This window comes from Arthrobacter sp. NPDC097144 (assembly GCF_044762205.1).
Lineage (GTDB): Bacteria > Actinomycetota > Actinomycetes > Actinomycetales > Micrococcaceae > Arthrobacter_B.
Window position 1 is genome coordinate 13,216 of record NZ_JBIWDW010000007.1, and the last position, 16,201, is coordinate 29,416.

The following is a 16,201-nucleotide window of genomic DNA, read 5'->3' on the forward strand; positions in this document are numbered from 1 at the left end:
GGCGAAAAGTTCTATCCCAGCCGCCGTGCCTTCAGGACTACGTCCTCCGTGTGGTGGGCGCCGGCTCCCGTGGATACGTGCCGGGGACGGGTCTCATTCATTTCGATGCTCCAGTTACCGTCAAGCAGGGCCGCCACATCAGCTAGTCCCACGTAGTCTGCGAGGTCTATCCCGTGGGCTTTGGCTTCCGCCGGGGTGGGCAGCGGATGATGCACCATAAGAAGGATGCCCCCGGGTCCCACAGCATTGAGCAGGGCCAGCTCGGCGGCATTGTCATCAGTGCGCAGAAGCGCGGGGTACTGGGCGGATACGAGGTCGAAGGTGGCTGCCGGCAGGGCCGCCTCAACCAGGCCCGAGTGCAGCCACTCCACCCTGGCACCGCGCTGTTTGGCCTGCTGTTCGGCGCGTTCCAGCGCCACTTGCGAGACCTCCAGTGCCGTAACGTCCCAGCCCTGTTCGGCCAACCAGACGGCGTCGGCCCCCTCTCCGCAGCCCACATCCAGCGCCTTTCCGGGCTCTATGCCCCGAACTTCGCTGACCAGGACCGCGTTCGGCTGCCCGCTCCACAGTGAGGTTCGCTCGGAGTAGCGCCGGTCCCAATACGCGCCAACATCCTCGGGGCCCTGCGGAGAGCCGGCAGTCCCGGCGGTGTCGGCGAAGCCGGCGGAATTGCTGTGGCTGTGGTTCGTATGGTCCATTACTGAAGCATGCAACGGCGGGACTGCCTCCACCAAGCCCTTTTGCCGGACCGGCAAGCGAGAACCGGCAACCGGGGCCCGTGCCGGATCAGTGCCGGGTGCCGGTCTCCGGGCGAAGCCGGATGAGGCGCTGCGGTCCGCTGTCCTCCACCTCCACCAGGTCACTGTGCGAGGACAGGAAATCCGTAAAGGACCGGTAGCCGAGCGGTTTCTCGTTGAAGGAAGGATCCATCCGGCGCATCTGGTTCTTGATGGTGCCGGTATTGAGCCACTCGTCGGCATCGCCCTTGGCGTGGCCGATCTGCAGGGCGCGCAGGAGGAGCTCCGTGGCGACGGTCTGCGGGTCGATGTCCTCAGGTTCCTCCGGCTCGTCAAACTGTACTTCCCCGGTGTCGGAGAACATGGGAATGGTGGTGAGCTTGCGCACCGTTCCCGGAACCTGCTCCGGCTCGGCATCGGCAGATGTGCCCGGCGTCCCGCCTGCCGGCGGCTTTTCCGCGGCGGCTGCCTTGCTGGTGCCCGGCAGCGAGTCATAGTCCTCAAATTCGTCGCACGCTGCGGCCAGGGAGGTGCTGGTGGATCCGGCGACGCCAATGCCCACCACAAAGCGGCCCAGCCGCTTGGCCTTCTGCGCCAGCGCGATGTAGTCGGAGTCTCCGGCAACGATGATGACGTGCGTAAGGTCCGGCAGTCGGAAGAGGTCTTCCACCACGTCCACGGCCAGCCGGATGTCGGCGCCGTTCTTGGTCCCGCGGGTGGTGGTGGTGAACAGCTGGGTCAGGTCCACGGCGCGGGACATCAGCTGGCGCTGGTAACTGGCGTTGACCGGTACGGACCAGTCGGCATAGGCGCGGTTGACCACCAGGGTGCCGAAAGACGCCGCGAAGTCGATGATGGCGTTGAAATCCACGGTGGCAGCTGTCAGTTTGGCGGCAACCACCGGATCGGCGTCCCGGCCGGTCTTGTCGAAATTCCGGATCCCGTCCCGCTGGAAGGCATTGCGGCCGTGCAGCTGCTGATAGCGGGAGATCACTATGTTGTCGAAGTCGATGTACAGGCCGACGCGCGGATCGCTCGGTTCATGCATGGGGAATTCCTTCAGGCCAGCGGACGGCTTGCTGCCGTCTCTATCCTTAGTTTCCCGCCGCCCGTGCGGCTAGGGCAAACCGGAGCACGGGCAGGCGCCCCGGGGTGTCCCTATCCGGCCGGTGCAAACCGCTGCTGGCCGATCACTGCCAGCAGGCGGAGCTTTTCCGCCGCTTCGGTGTGCGGGGGAGCGGTCAGCACCAGCAGTGCCTGGCTTTGGTCTTCGCTGTAGAGCGCCTGACAGTCCAGCGGTATCTCGCCCAACTCCGGATGGAACAACGTTTTATGGTCGGCAAAACGGCTGGCTACGTCATGGTCCTTCCAGATGGCGTCAAATTCCGGGCTCAACCGTTGCAGGCGCGTCACCAGTCTGCGCGCCTGGGCGGAGTGGGGGTGCGCAATCCTCAGGCCAGCCACCTGGGCGCGGCCTTGCCGTGCCTGTTCGGCAGGCACATACACCGCGCGTTCGGTCAGATCGGTGAACCAGCGGTAGACACAGCTGCGGGCGTCCCCCGTAAACCGGGAGTGGTCTCCCAGCAGCGCTTTGGCCAGATTGTTCTGTGCCAGGGTCTCGCCCAGGGCGGAGAGAATCAGTGCCGGTGTGTCCTCAAGGCGGTCCAGGACCCGTTGGAGGGCGGCGGGAACATGCGTGTCCACGGAAGTGCGCGGGGGCGGATTGCGGCCGGCGAGGCGGTGGAGATAATCGCGTTCATCGCGGCTGAGCCGCAGCGCACGCGCCAATGACGCGAGCATCTGGTCCGACGGCTGCGGCCCGCGGCCCTGTTCCAGCCTGGTGTAGTAATCACCCGACATTCCGGCAAGGGCGGCCACCTCATCCCGGCGCAGTCCGGATACGCGCCGCCGTGCTCCCGCGGCCAGTCCCACGTCTGCGGGCTGAAGAGCGTCCCTGCGGGATCTGAGGAATTCGGCAAGCATGGAGCGGTTCATTCCTCCATCATCGGATATGGCCGGCTTTCTATACAGGGACCGGCAATCCTACGACAAACGCTCCTCTCCCAACCCGCGTCGGCCCGGCGAAGACTGGGGCCATGAACATTTCCTCAAACACCATCTTCATTCCAGGCGCCACCTCCGGTATCGGACTGGCCCTCGCCCTCCGCTTCCAGTCCGCAGGCAACACCGTCATCATCGGCGGCCGCCGCACGGACATCCTCCGCCAACTTGCCGCAGAGTACGGTTTCGACACGGTGGTCATTGACACGACGGATCCCGCCTCAGTCCTGGCCGCCCGGGACACGGTGACGGCCCGGCATCCGGAACTAAACGTCCTCATTGCCATGGCAGGAGTCATGGCGCCCGAAGACATCCAGTCTCCGGGTTTCCCGGCCGAGGCTGAGCGGATCATCAACACCAACATTTACGGGCCGCTGCGCCTGCTGGCGGCATTCATCGAACAGCTGAAGTCCGGACCGCAGGCGGCGTTCATCACCGTGTCCTCCGGACTGGCACATACGCCGCTGGCAGCGACCCCCACCTACAACGGCACCAAGGCCTTCATCCATCAGTTCAGCGAAACCATCCGCCTCCAGCTGGCCGGCACCGGGGTCCAGGTCATCGAACTGGTGCCTCCGGCCGTGCAGACAGAGCTGATGCCCGGCGGATCAGAGGACGGCCGCTACCTGCCGCTCAACGATTTCGCGGACGAGGTGATGTCCTTGCTCCAGGCCCGTCCTGAGGCCACGGAAATCCTGGTTGAGGCGGTGAAATTCCTGCGCTTCGCCGAGTTGGAGGGGCGATACGACGAAGCGGTTGCCGCCGTGAACCCACAGGTCACCGCGAGCGGGCCCGGCAGCGCCCCTGCTTAGGCCTTGCGGTAGGTCAGGTCGAAGATGAGGCGGCCCGCTTGATGGGCCTTGTTTTCGAAACTGGTCAGGGTGCGGCCGTCAAAGCGCGGCGCCCACCCGCCCCGGGTGTCGACGTCGTTCACCGGCGCCTTCTTTTCCAGACCCTCCCGGTTGACGCGCGTCAGCGGGCTGTCTTCGCCGGCGCGCTCGCCTGCGTGCAGGTTTTCAAACCGGGCGGAAGCGTCCAGTACTTCACGCATCTGGACCGCGTAGTCGGACCAGTCGGTCGCCAGGCGCCAAATTCCGCCGGGCACCAGGACACGGGCCACCAGTTCGGCGAACTCGTCCTTGACCATGCGGCGCTTGTGGTGGCGGGTCTTGTGCCAGGGGTCGGGGAAAAAGACCCAGACCTCGTCCACGGAACCGGCCGGAAGCATAGTGGTCAGGACCTCGGGGGCATTGGCCTGCACTACGCGGATGTTGGTGAGTTCCTTCTGGCCGATGCGCTGCAGGGTCTGGGCCAGGCCGGGAAGGTAGACCTCCACCGCGAGGTAGTTCTTGTCCGGGTTCTGTTCTGCGGCGTGCGTGACGGCCTCGCCCAACCCGGAACCGATTTCCACCACCAGGGGAGCCGACCGCCCAAACTCCGCGGCGGCGTCGAACACGTAGTCCGGATCCACTGAGGTGTCCGCTTCGGCGCGGGGGACGTCAACGACAAACTGGTCCGACAGCTCGTCCCAGGCCTGCTGGCGGCGCCCCTGGAGGCGGGAACCGCGGCGGACAAAGGAGACCGGCGAGCGGAAGTGCTTGGCCTCGCCGGTTTCGTCCGGCGTGCCGGCTTCCGCCGGATCTTCAGCGTTCAGGGAGCCGGCATCGGGCAGGGCTGGTTCAGTAGTCATCACTGTTAATGTTATCGGCTGCGCGGCGGCTCGTTCGCAGCCCGCCGCCGGGCCGGAACCGGCCGGTGCCGGACGGTTCGGCGGCCCGGCGCAGAGCCGCCGATTAGGAAACTGGGAACAAACCGGTAAACTGGACGAAGTTGTTGTGACTGCCGCGCCTCAAAGCGCGTGTGTAAGCAGCGCAACCTGCGTCGATAGAACGCTTTCTTTTGTCCCGCCGGCCCCTCGCGGCCGAGCCACTGGACACTGTCTGACTTTTCTTCGGCGAACCCCCGGCGCCATACGGTTTTGGGGGCCACTTACCGAAAGTTGCTTGTCTTTTAATGACTACTTTTGCTGCCCTTGGTGTACCCAAGGCTCTGGTTTCCTCCCTCTCCGCTTCCGGAATTGACGAAGCATTCCCGATTCAGGTTGAAACCCTTCCCGACACACTTAAGGGCCGCGATGTGCTCGGCCGTGGCCGCACCGGCTCCGGCAAGACCCTCGCTTTCTCACTCCCGCTGGTTGCCCGGCTGGCTGAGGCTGAAGCGGCTTACCGCCGCAAGCCCAACCGTCCGCTTGGCCTGGTCCTGGCACCTACCCGCGAACTGGCCACACAGATCAACAACGTGATTGAGCCGCTCGCCAAGGAACTGGGCCTGACCACCACCGTTATTTACGGCGGCGTATCCCAGCAGCGCCAGGAAAAAGCGCTCAAGGCCGGCGTTGACATTGTCATTGCCTGCCCCGGCCGGCTTGAAGACCTGATGAAGCAGAAGGTCATCAGCCTGGAATCCATTGAAATCACTGTGCTCGATGAAGCCGACCACATGGCTGATCTTGGATTCCTGCCGGTTGTGCAGCGCCTGCTGGACCGCACTCCTGAAAAGGGACAGCGCATGCTGTTCTCCGCGACGCTGGACAACGGCGTGGACAAGATTGTCCGCCGCTACCTGTCCAACCCGCTCACGCACTCCGTTGATGAGCCGCAGGCAGCGGTGTCCACCATGGACCACCACGTGCTGCTGGTCCAGGACCAGACGGCCAAGAAGCTGCTCGTCAAGGAACTGGCCTCAGGCTCCGGCCGGCGCATCATGTTCATGCGGACCAAGCACCACGCCCGCAAGATGGCGAAGTTCCTGACGGACAGCGGAATTCCCACCGTTGACCTGCACGGCAACCTCTCCCAGAACGCCCGCGACCGGAACCTGGCGGAATTCTCCTCCGGTGACGTGCGCGTGCTCGTCGCCACCGACGTCGCAGCCCGCGGCGTGCATGTGGATGACGTTGAGCTGGTTGTCCACATCGATCCGCCCACGGAACACAAGGCATACCTGCACCGTTCAGGCCGTACGGCACGCGCCGGTTCTTCCGGAACCGTTGTCACGCTGACCCTGCCGGAGCAGAAGAGCGAAGTGTCCAAGCTGATGAAGGCTGCGGGCGTTGACGTCTCCATTGAAAAGGTTTCGCATAATTCTCCGTCCATCGCCAAGCTGATCGGTGACCGAGCCGCTGTTGTGGAGCCGCATGTGCGCGCCGCCCAACTGGCGTCGAAGTCCCCGCAGCAGGGCGGCGGCCGCTCCACGGGCGCCAATGCCCAGCGCAAGCGTGCTGCCCGTTCCACCACCGCACCCCGTGCCGGCGGCCGGGGCGGGTCAGGCGGCCGCGGACGCGTTTCGGCGGAGCGCAGCGACCGCAGCGAGCGTGACCGCAACGACTTCACGCCGGACGCACCCCGCGCCCAGCGCACCCAGGACGGACGCCGCGGAGCGGCTGCTGCTGCAACCGCCCAGGGCCGCAACCGCCGCCCGGCCACCGGCCAGCGTGCCGGCGGCGAGGCCGGAGGATCCGGCCGCCCCGCGGCTGGAACACGCGGCCAGGCTCCCTCCGGCGCCGGCCGTCCCGCCCGCGGCGCAGGCCCCCGCCGTGCCACGGCTCCTGCCTCCAACGAGCGCCGGTCCCGCTAGGGCTCAGCCCTAAAGCACCAAAAAGGCGCCTGCTTCCTTCGGGAAGCAGGCGCCTTTTTGGTTTTGTGATTATGAGGGCTCCGGCCCTAATCCAGCTCGTAAAAGGATACGACGGCGGCAAACCCGCGTCCCAGCACTGCGGGACGCTCCGCATCCCCGGCCACGGCGTCCAGCGGCTCCAGCGCTGCCGAGGAACCGTCGGCTGCAGTGACCGTGGCGCTGCCGTGCAGCAGCACCAGGAACTGGCCTTCGCCGAGGGTCTGCGGGTTCTTCTTGGACAGCTCGGCCACCATCACGGCTGCACCGGTGGTGTTCCGGTCCGCCAAGGTGTTCAGGACGGTCACCGGACCGGTGGGCAGTGCGGCTTCAGCGGCAGAGTCGCCGGAGTACCGGAACGGACGGAACTTCTCCATGCCGTGTTCCACGCCGTCCACGGAAAGGACCAGCAGCTCTCCCTCCACCGGCACCGTGATCCGGTCCATTCCCGGGAACGCGGTGAAAGCGCCGGGTTTGTCGATGGACGCGATGCTCAGGCGCCACCCCGGTCCTGCCGCGAGCTCCTTGACCCGGCCGTTGTTCTTTCCCCAGGAAGCGGAGGCCAGCCCCGGGAAGCGAATGACGGTGTTGTCCATGTCTGCTGTACTGCTCACGGTTTCCTAACTCGCTGAACTGTTTCTTACTCGATCGAAGGCTGCGGATTGGCTCCGCGCAGATAATGCCTGCGGGCAGCGCTGTTGATTCGGAAACTGCGGCCGCTGGTCTCCGCCGGCTCAATCCGCATGAAGTGGTTCTTTTCACCGGACTGCCACGGGAAGAGGGGCAGTTCTTCCGAGGCGAGGACTTCCTCGATGGACTCCAGCCGTGCGGCGGATCCCTTCAGGACAACGCTCCAGGCGAAGCCGAGGTTGTCATCGTAACCGTCCACTTCGAAAGCCACAGCGCTGCTTTCCAGGGCCGATCGAAGCTTGGTTCCTTCAGCGGTCCGGAAAACAACGGAGCCGCGGTCCACGACAAAGTTGATCGGGAAAATCTCGGGATGCGCGTCGGTGATGACGGCCAACCGGCCGATCTCCGCGCTGCGGATGTAATCCCAGCATTGGTTGGCAGTCAGTTCCACGGGTTTGGCGGCGGGTGTTCCGGCATCATCATTGATTGGCAACATGTCCCCAGTCTAGTTGCAGCGGCCCGAACCGCCGCCAGCCGGGGCCGTGAAGCATGGTGCCGGACGGGCGTGTGCACCACAATGGGACGATGAACCTCATCCTGAACATCATTTGGCTTTTGTTCGGCGGCATTTGGCTGGCCCTGGGCTATGTGCTGGCCGGCATCGTGTGCTGCGTGCTGATCGTGACGATCCCGTTCGGCATTGCTTCTTTCCGGATAGCTGCCTACGCGTTCTGGCCGTTCGGGCGCACGATAGTGGACCGCGGCGGCGCCCCCGGGTTTTTCTCCACCGTGGGCAACGTGATCTGGCTGGTGGTGGCCGGGATCTGGATCGCCGCCGGGCACATCATGACGGCTATTCCAATGTTCCTCAGCATTGTTGGCATCCCGCTGGGCATTGCGAATCTCAAAATGGTGCCGATCTCCCTGATGCCGCTGGGCAAAGTTATTGTTCCCACGGGCCGTGCAGGCATCACGCCGTACGGTTCGGCTGTCCCCTATCCTGCTTATGGTCCCGGGCAGGGATCCGGGCCGGGCTCGGCCTACGGGCAGTACGGCCGCTAAGACTATCCGGCGGCGCCTTCCAAGAAGGCCTTCATCAGCGGTCCGCCTGAGGTGGATCCGAGTTCACCCTCGGCCACAAAGACGGCCACGGCCAGATCGCCCTGCAGGGAAACGACCCAGGCGTGTGTGCGCGGCGGTGTCTCACTGCCGAACTCCGCAGTTCCGGTTTTGGCCAGCACCGGCTCTCCCGGCACCTCCAGCAGCATCTTTGCGCCGCCGTCGGTGACCACTCCGCGCATAAGTTCACGCAGCGTGCCCGCCTCGGCGGCGGTGAGCGAGCCCGCGTCGGCCGTGGCGGTCTGTTCAGGGGAAGCGGCCGCAGACGGTGCGGCGGACGGTGTTGCCGCCCCGCCGTTTGCCTCGGTTGCCGAAGCAGGGGAGACCAGACGGGGCGTTACACGTTCCCCCTTGCCCACCGAGGCGGCAGCGATGGCCAGCGTCAGCGGGGAAACCAGGATTTCGCCCTGCCCGATCATGGAGGCGGCATGGGCTGTGCCGTCTGCCTTCTCCGGTACCGACCCGAAGAAGGCCTCCACGCCCATCGACGCGGGAACCCCAATGCCCAGATCCGCGGCGGCACCTGCCAGTGCATCCTGCGGAATGGTGTCCCGGGCATTGATGAAAGCGGTGTTGCAGGACTGCGCAAAGGCATCACGGAGCGGAATGTTTCCCACGAACGCCGCCGGATAACTGCTCGCATTGTTGAACTTTCGTCCGTCAACGCTGACTTCTTCAGCGCAGGACAAGGCGGTGTCCGGGGTGTTGCCCTGGCGGAGCAGGGCGAGCGAGGTTGCAATCTTAAAGGTGGAGCCGGGCGGATACTGGCCCAGGAGCGCGGTTTGCTGGCCCTCGCTTCCGGGACCGTTGGCCACAGCGAGAACGTCGCCGGTGGAGGGCTGGACCGCCACGATCGCGGACGCCGAAGGCTCCTCCGCGAGGACGTCCTCCGCCAGTGTCTGCAGCCGGGGATCGAGGGTGGTCTGCAGGGGAACGCCGTCCGTTCCCGGGCGAAGGTCAAAAACCGGGGTGAAGCCGGTGGGATGTTCGATGCTAACTGCCACGCCGGGACTGCCCTGCAGCTGATCGTCGTACTGCTGCTGCAGCCCGGAGAGCCCGGTCTGGTCTCCGGGTGAGAGCTTGCCGTCCGACTGTTCAATCAGCTCAGCGGTGGCTTCACCCACGGTGCCGAGCAGGGCGCGGGCAAAGGTCCGTGTGGGAGCGAGCGTGCGGGTATCGGGAAAGGTCACCGCCCCCGGAATGGCGGCCAGCGCTTCGGGAGTTGTGGGGCCGTCGGCTTCTTGACGCTGGACGATCGCTTCAACGAAGGCTTCGGGGCCGGCCGCTTCAACCTGGGCCGTGTACGCCGCCGGATCCAGGCCGGCGAGTGCGGCCAGCGCGGCGGCGGAGGAGGCCTGCTGCTCCGCGGAAATATCCGGCTTGTTGATACCGATCCGCAGTACCGGCCGGGCGCTCATCAGGGGCTGGCCGTTGCGGTCCAGGATGTCGGCGCGGGTCCCGCGGAACTTGGTGCTGACCAAGCGGTCGCCGTCGGCAAGGGAATCGAAGAGCACGGACGGAGCCCACTGGACAAGCCAGGCATCGTCTTCCCCGCGCTGCAAATCCGCAGTGGTCTCGTACTGCCAGTCCGGTTCAGAGTCCATGTTCACGTCCCAGGCGTAGGCCAACCGGGCGGTCGCGGCATCAGCGTTCTCGGGGTCTTCCTCGATGCCGGCCACGGTGACGGCGGGGCGGACCGTGCCCATGCCTGCCAGCAGCGTCTCCAGTTCCGTGTTCACCTGCGCGGGGGTTCCCGAGGTAAAGGCCGATGCCGCAACGTCCGCCTTGCCCAGGCCCTCGGCCAGGGCAGCCGCGGCGTCGTCGGGGGAGGACTTTTGCTCCGAACAGGACATCAGCGTCAGTGCCAGGACAGATACGGCCAATACAGATGTGAGCTTGTGGTTTTTCCCCATCCGCACAATGTACCCGGTCCATGATCAGGATGATGCCCCGCCCGTCTGGTCAGGCGCGTCCTGCTCCGCCGGCAAAATCTGATTCCCAGTTGTCTTTTGTTGCCTGGTCCTCCGCAATCGAGGTGTTGCCGGGCACTTCGCGGTTCAGGTGCAGGAACTCCAAATGCGTCTCATAGTGGTCCAGGACGTCGGTAATAATCTGTTCCTTGGTGTAGCCCATGAGGTCATAGCCGTGGCTGCCCTCAAGGGAGAACACTTCCAGCCGGAAATACTTGCTGTCCGCCGATGCATTGTGGGCATAGGACGGGGTGTCGTACTGCACGGGGTAGATCTGGTATTTGAAACCCCGTTCTTCGGCCATGCCCACCTGCAGATCCAAGTGGTGGATGCCGTACGGGGCCACCTCGCCTTCACAGAGGACGGCGTCGGCGCCGCGCTCCTTCAGCTCGTCATGGACCTCCTGGAGGGCGGGCCGTGCCACCTCCTGAATGAAGCGTGCGGCCTGCCGCGGTCCCGGATAGGTCATCACCCGCGAAAGCCGCTGGCGCCAGCTGCGCCCGCCGCGGGCGTCCATGCTGCGTCCGGCGATGATGCTTGGCAGGGAGGCCCGGTAACTGTCCGTCAGCGAGTTCTCCACCCGCAGTGCCTTGTAGACGCCCAGCATGATGAACAGCAGCAGGATGGACAAGGGCAGCCCCATGATGATGGTGGCGTTCTGCAAGGTGGTTACCCCGCCCACCATGAGCATGGCCAGGGTGAGCAGCCCGGTCACCACGGACCAGAAGATGCGCAGCCACTTGGGTCCGTCGGAGTCTGCGTCCTTCAGATGTGAGGTGAAGTTCGCCATCACCAGCGCACCGGAGTCCGCGGAGGTCACGTAGAACAGCAGACCGGTGAACGTGGCGATCGCAGCCGTCGCCGGCGCCCACGGATACTGTTCGAGCAGCCCGTAAAAGGCCCGCTCGGGCTGGTTCATGGCCGTGTCCCCGAAGGCGGCGTTGCCGCCCATGACCAGGTCCAGCGCGGAATTGCCGAAGATGGAGATCCACAGCAGGATGAAGGCAAACGGGACAATCATGGTGCCCAGGACAAATTCGCGGATGGTCCTGCCGCGTGAAATCCGGGCGAGGAACAGCCCCACGAACGGTGCCCAGGCAATCCACCAGGCCCAGAAGAACAGGGTCCAGGAACTCAGCCAGTCATCCGGGCGGTCATAGGCCATGGTGTCCATGGTCATGGCGGGGAAGCTGCTAAGGACGTCGCCGGTGTTCTGGACAATGCCGTCCAGCAGGAAGCTGGTCCGGCCGGCTATCAGGACAAAAAGCATGAGCCCAACGGCGAGGATCACGTTGAGCTCCGAGAGCCGGCGGATTCCCTTTTCGACTCCTGAGACGGTGGAGATGGTAGCCATGAGAACTGAAAGGACAATCAGGGAAATCTGGACCGTCAGGTTTTCCGGCAGGCCGAACATGGTGCTTAGCCCGTAATTCAACTGCACGACGCCGATGCCCAGCGAGGTGGCGATGCCGAAGATGGTGCCCAGGAGGGCGGCGATGTCCACCCCGTGTCCCAGCGGTCCGTCGATCTTCTTTCCGAAGATGGGGTGCAGTGCGGACCGGATGCTGAGGGGCAGGTTGTGCCGGTACGCGAAGTAACCCAGCGCCAGGCCCATCAGGGCGTAAAGTGCCCAGCCGGTAATGCCGTAGTGAAACAGGGTCAGCACCAGCGCCTGCCGCGCGGCTTCCGCGGTGCCGCCGTCGCCGGCGGGCGGAGCAAGGTACTGGGAGACCGGCTCGGAGACCGAAAAGAACATCAGGTCAATGCCGATGCCGGCGGCAAACAACATGGCTGCCCAGGTGAACATGCTGAAGTGGGGTTTGGAATGGTCCGGGCCCAGCTTGGTTTTGCCTACGCGGGTCAATGCCGTCACCAGGACGAATATGACGGCCAGACTGACTACCAGGAAGTAGTACCAGCCCATGTTCACCGAAACCCAGCTCACCATGGAACCGATTACTGACTCAGCGTTATCCGTGGCCAGCATCGCCCACAGGGCAATGGACAGGACACCGGCGGCGGAACCTATGAAGACTGTCTTATTAACCCGGGTCCGCAGCTCAGTGGCTTCCGCAGGCTCCGGCTCCGCAAATTTGTTCATTGGGGGAAATCCTTCAGGTGCGGTGGAGTTGCTGTTACTCCGGCAGCCAAAGGCGTTGGTGTTCCGGCAACGCACCAGCCCGCACTTTTTCGTCACGGCGGACCCATGGCAGAGGAGAGGCTGAGCGGCTGCGGAGGATACTTCGAATTTATCAAAAGCCTGATCAGCACCACTATTTGTATGATTCCGGTCACGGCCGGACAGTGCTGCCGTGACTGCGCCGAACCCTGTCCACCGCAGGTTTTCCCTGCTACCGTTTTGCAAAACAGGCCGTCCGCGGTTCGGCGCCCAACCCGCTTCCGCTGATTCCTGCTGACGGCCCACCGGGCTTGACGGCTGCCGGAGGACCCGGAACCGGTGGCCGGTTGTTGTTCTACAGAGGAGTGGAAAACATGTCCGAACCGGACTTCGCGACCGCATCCACCGAGCGCACCTTCGGCCGGCGGCAGATCCAGGCAGGGCACGCCCTCATGATGGTGCTGTCCCGGCCCATCCCTTATCCCATTGAAGAGGTCTGGTCTGCGATCTCAGATCCGGATTCCCTGGAACGCTACGTCGGACGGCCGGAGGGGGATCTGCGCCGCGGCGGATCCTATGAACTTCCGGACGGAACGCGGGGGGAGATCCTGCGCTGCGACCCGCCGCGGCTGCTGACCGTGTCGGTGAAACGTCCGGGCGGCCACTCGGCGGAACTGGAAATCCACCTTACGGCTGATAACTCCCGGACCGTGGCGGAGCTGAAGTACGCCTCGGTGCGGGCAGGCTTCGTCCTGATCGACGCGAAATCAGGCGAATGGGCGGCAGGGCCCGGATGGGAGTTTTTCCTCGACAGCCTCATCGAATTTCTGGGCGGCACCGAACCCGACGAGGCGCTGGGAATTATCGGCTGGACATCCCTGGAAGGGGACCGCCGTGAACTGTACGAGACGCGCAATGCCCAGTGGGAAGGAGCCAAGGCTCACTGGGACCGCGAACATGAAGCAGCGCCGGGACCGTCCTGATCCGGGCTTGGCCCGCATGTTGACCCGGCTCTGAGGCGGCTCCGGGCTGATCCCGGCACACGCACATGCGGCCCTGACGGCCACTTTCGACCAGTGCCGTGCGAATTGGTTCAAACGTCCCTCAGGAAGCTGTGGATAACTTTACAGACCAAGTTGAGCGGAATACACTCAAGTTTGTTGCGTCCGGTCGGGTGATCCTCTGGTTTGCCATCCTTCCGGGAGCTGAATGATCAGTTTGAGCTTGGAAGGAGCCCGTAGTGGACACCAAATTCACCAACAAGAGCCAAGAGGCGCTGCAGGCAGCTGCCATGAATGCCACCACGGCGGGCAATCCCCAGATCGAGCCGGCACACGTACTGAAAGCACTCATGGATCAGCGGCAGGGGGTTGCGGTTGCCCTGCTCAAGGCAGCAGGAAGCAATCCGGATACCGTCAGCGTTGCCGCCAGCAACGCCATCCATGCCCTGCCCTCGTCCTCCGGCTCATCCGTGGCTCAGCCGCAGTTTTCGCGTGCTCTGCTGCAGGTGATTAGCGCGGCGACGCAGGAAGCTGAACAGCTTGGCGACGCCTATGTGTCCACTGAACACCTTCTGCTGGGGCTGTCCCTGGACAGCGGGCCTGCCGGCAAGGCCCTGCGGGACAACGGTGCCGGCCACGATGCCCTGCGGGCCGCCCTTCCATCCGTACGAGGAGACCGAAAAGTGACTACAGCCGACCCAGAGAACACCTTCCAGGCGCTGGAAAAGTTCAGCACCGACCTGACCGAGATGGCCCGCAGCGGCAAGCTGGATCCTGTGATCGGCCGTGACTCGGAGATCCGGCGGGTGATCCAGGTGCTTAGCCGCCGCACCAAGAACAACCCCGTCCTGATCGGTGAACCGGGCGTCGGGAAGACCGCCGTCGTCGAAGGCCTTGCCCAGCGCATGGTGGCCGGCGATGTGCCCGAAAGCCTGAACGGCAAGACCCTGCTGTCCCTGGACCTGGGGTCCATGGTGGCCGGAGCGAAGTACCGGGGCGAATTCGAGGAACGGTTCAAGGCCGTGCTGGAGGAAATCTCCAACGCCGAAGGCCAGATTGTCACCTTCATTGATGAGCTGCACACTGTGGTGGGTGCCGGTGCTGCTGAAGGGTCAATGGACGCAGGGAATATGCTCAAGCCCATGCTGGCGCGCGGGGAGCTGCGCCTGATCGGGGCCACCACCCTGGACGAATACCGGGAAAACATCGAAAAGGACGCAGCGCTGGAGCGGCGCTTCCAGCAGGTGTACGTCGGTGAGCCCAGTGTGCCGGACACGATTGGCATCCTGCGCGGCCTGAAGGAACGCTACGAGGCCCATCACAAGGTGGCCATTGCGGACTCTGCCCTGGTGGCGGCTGCCACCCTGTCCAACCGGTACATCACCGGCCGCCAGCTCCCGGACAAGGCCATTGACCTGGTGGATGAGGCTGCGTCCCGGCTGCGGATGGAGATTGACTCCGCCCCGGAGGAGATCGATGAATTGCGCCGGGCAGTGGACCGGCTGACCATGGAGGAACTGGCGCTCGCCAATGAAACGGACTCCGCCTCGATTGAGCGGCTGGAAGTGCTGCGCGAAGACATGGCCAACAAAAAGGAACAGCTGGCCGCATTGAACGCCCGTTGGGAAGCGGAAAAAGCCGGCCTGAACCGGGTGGGTGATCTCAAGGCGCAAATCGACGAACTGCGCAGCGAGGCAGAGAAGTTCCAGCGCGACGGAGACCTCACCGAAGCCTCCCGCATCCTCTACGGGGAAATCCCCGCTCTGCAGAAGGAACTCGACGCCGCCCAGCAGGCGGAGGAAAGCAAATTCGGCGAGGAAACGCATGAGCTGATGGTGTCGGAGGAGGTCACCGCTGACGATATTGCCGAGGTTGTTTCGGCCTGGACCGGGGTGCCGGCTGGCCGCATGCTCCAAGGTGAATCGCAGAAGCTGCTGGACATGGAGGCGAACATCGGCTCGCGCCTGATCGGGCAGACCAAGGCCGTTAATGCCGTATCGGATGCCGTCCGCCGTTCCCGTGCCGGCGTGAGTGACCCGGACCGGCCCACCGGTTCCTTCCTCTTCCTCGGCCCCACAGGTGTGGGTAAAACGGAGCTGGCCAAAGCCCTTGCGGAATTCCTCTTTGACGACGAGCGCTCCATGGTGCGCATTGACATGTCCGAGTACTCGGAGAAGCACTCGGTCTCACGGCTGGTGGGTGCCCCTCCCGGTTACGTGGGTTACGAGGAGGGCGGCCAGCTGACCGAAGCGGTCCGTCGCCGGCCGTACTCGGTGATCCTGCTCGACGAGGTGGAGAAGGCGCATCCGGAAGTCTTCGACATCCTGCTCCAGGTGCTCGACGACGGCCGGCTCACCGACGGCCAGGGCCGTACGGTGGACTTCCGGAACGTCATCCTCATCCTGACGTCGAACCTCGGCTCGCAGTTCCTGGTGGATCCGGGCCTGACCGAAGACCAGAAGCAGGAGTCGGTGATGTCCATGGTCAACGCCAACTTCAAGCCTGAGTTCCTGAACCGGCTCGACGATGTCATCCTCTTCGATCCGCTGAGCCTGGAGGACCTCTCCAAGATCGTGGACATCCAGGTACAGGCGCTGGCGAACAGGCTGCACGAACGCCGGCTCGTTCTCGACGTCACCGATGCGGCCCGGGAATGGCTGGCGCTAACGGGTTACGATCCTGCATATGGTGCCCGCCCGCTGCGCCGTCTGGTGCAGCGCGAGATCGGAGACAAACTGGCCAAGGGGATCCTGGCCGGCAAGATCTCCGACGGTGACACTGTGCTGGTGGACCGCCCCGAGGGCAGCATGACCGTGGACGGCGAAGAGCTGGTGGCTGAACCAGGGCTGTCGGTGGAAGCCGCCTAGGCGCAGCAGCTCCTCCCTGACCGCC

At 64.5% G+C, this 16,201-nt stretch carries 13 protein-coding genes; 5 read left to right on the forward strand and 8 right to left on the reverse strand.

The genetic code is table 11. The features are described from left to right. Positions 1-11: 11 nt before the first annotated feature. From ACIQXM_RS15385 to ACIQXM_RS15395, 3 genes are all read right to left on the reverse strand, one after another. Positions 12-698, reverse strand: coding sequence for a class I SAM-dependent methyltransferase (locus tag ACIQXM_RS15385; protein WP_400933026.1), 687 nt, complete (start codon positions 696-698; stop codon positions 12-14). A gap of 88 nt (positions 699-786) precedes the next feature. Then, the gene (locus ACIQXM_RS15390) at positions 787-1,785 is read right to left on the reverse strand and encodes an NYN domain-containing protein (protein ID WP_400933028.1); all 999 of its coding nucleotides are present in this window, start codon (positions 1,783-1,785) and stop codon (positions 787-789) included. 110 nt (positions 1,786-1,895) lie between these two features. Beyond that, positions 1,896-2,732 (reverse strand): helix-turn-helix transcriptional regulator, encoded by an 837-nt coding sequence (locus ACIQXM_RS15395; protein ID WP_400933030.1) that lies wholly within the window; start codon positions 2,730-2,732, stop codon positions 1,896-1,898. Positions 2,733-2,833: 101 nt separating this feature from the next. Between ACIQXM_RS15395 and ACIQXM_RS15400 the strand changes: the two genes are divergently transcribed. Next, positions 2,834-3,610 carry an SDR family oxidoreductase gene (locus tag ACIQXM_RS15400; RefSeq protein WP_400933032.1) on the forward strand — a complete coding sequence of 259 codons (777 nt, stop codon included), beginning with the start codon at positions 2,834-2,836 and terminating at the stop codon, positions 3,608-3,610. On the opposite strand, the gene trmB is transcribed toward ACIQXM_RS15400, so the two are convergent. Beyond that, on the reverse strand, positions 3,607-4,488 hold the full coding sequence (gene trmB, locus ACIQXM_RS15405) for a tRNA (guanosine(46)-N7)-methyltransferase TrmB (RefSeq protein ID WP_400933034.1): 882 nt from the start codon (positions 4,486-4,488) through the stop codon (positions 3,607-3,609). The two genes, ACIQXM_RS15400 and trmB, sit on opposite strands and share 4 nt — an antisense overlap. Positions 4,489-4,811: 323 nt before the next feature. Here trmB and ACIQXM_RS15410 point away from each other — a divergent pair, with 323 nt between their 5' ends. After that, positions 4,812-6,434, forward strand: a complete 1,623-nt coding sequence (locus ACIQXM_RS15410; protein WP_400933036.1) for a DEAD/DEAH box helicase — start codon at positions 4,812-4,814, stop codon at positions 6,432-6,434. Positions 6,435-6,520: 86 nt separating this feature from the next. On the opposite strand, the gene ACIQXM_RS15415 is transcribed toward ACIQXM_RS15410, so the two are convergent. Continuing rightward, positions 6,521-7,084: a HutD family protein gene (locus ACIQXM_RS15415; protein WP_400933038.1), complete on the reverse strand. Its 564-nt coding sequence runs from the start codon at positions 7,082-7,084 to the stop codon at positions 6,521-6,523. Positions 7,085-7,110: 26 nt separating this feature from the next. Then, positions 7,111-7,596: a pyridoxamine 5'-phosphate oxidase family protein gene (locus tag ACIQXM_RS15420; RefSeq protein ID WP_400933040.1), complete on the reverse strand. Its 486-nt coding sequence runs from the start codon at positions 7,594-7,596 to the stop codon at positions 7,111-7,113. 89 nt (positions 7,597-7,685) lie between these two features. Here ACIQXM_RS15420 and ACIQXM_RS15425 point away from each other — a divergent pair, with 89 nt between their 5' ends. After that, the gene (locus ACIQXM_RS15425; protein ID WP_400933041.1) at positions 7,686-8,162 is read left to right on the forward strand and encodes a YccF domain-containing protein; all 477 of its coding nucleotides are present in this window, start codon (positions 7,686-7,688) and stop codon (positions 8,160-8,162) included. A 2-nt stretch (positions 8,163-8,164) separates the two neighbouring features. Here ACIQXM_RS15425 and ACIQXM_RS15430 read toward each other — a convergent pair whose 3' ends face one another. Continuing rightward, on the reverse strand, positions 8,165-10,102 hold the full coding sequence (locus ACIQXM_RS15430) for a penicillin-binding transpeptidase domain-containing protein (protein ID WP_400933043.1): 1,938 nt from the start codon (positions 10,100-10,102) through the stop codon (positions 8,165-8,167). A 79-nt stretch (positions 10,103-10,181) separates the two neighbouring features. Continuing rightward, positions 10,182-12,290, reverse strand: coding sequence for a choline BCCT transporter BetT (gene betT / locus ACIQXM_RS15435; protein ID WP_400933045.1), 2,109 nt, complete (start codon positions 12,288-12,290; stop codon positions 10,182-10,184). Positions 12,291-12,682: 392 nt separating this feature from the next. Here betT and ACIQXM_RS15440 point away from each other — a divergent pair, with 392 nt between their 5' ends. Both ACIQXM_RS15440 and clpB read left to right on the forward strand, forming a co-directional pair. Further along, complete coding sequence (locus ACIQXM_RS15440) at positions 12,683-13,291, forward strand: SRPBCC domain-containing protein (protein WP_400933047.1); 609 nt, start codon at positions 12,683-12,685, stop codon at positions 13,289-13,291. A gap of 257 nt (positions 13,292-13,548) precedes the next feature. After that, complete coding sequence (gene clpB / locus ACIQXM_RS15445) at positions 13,549-16,176, forward strand: ATP-dependent chaperone ClpB (protein WP_400933048.1); 2,628 nt, start codon at positions 13,549-13,551, stop codon at positions 16,174-16,176. Positions 16,177-16,201 lie beyond the last annotated feature (25 nt).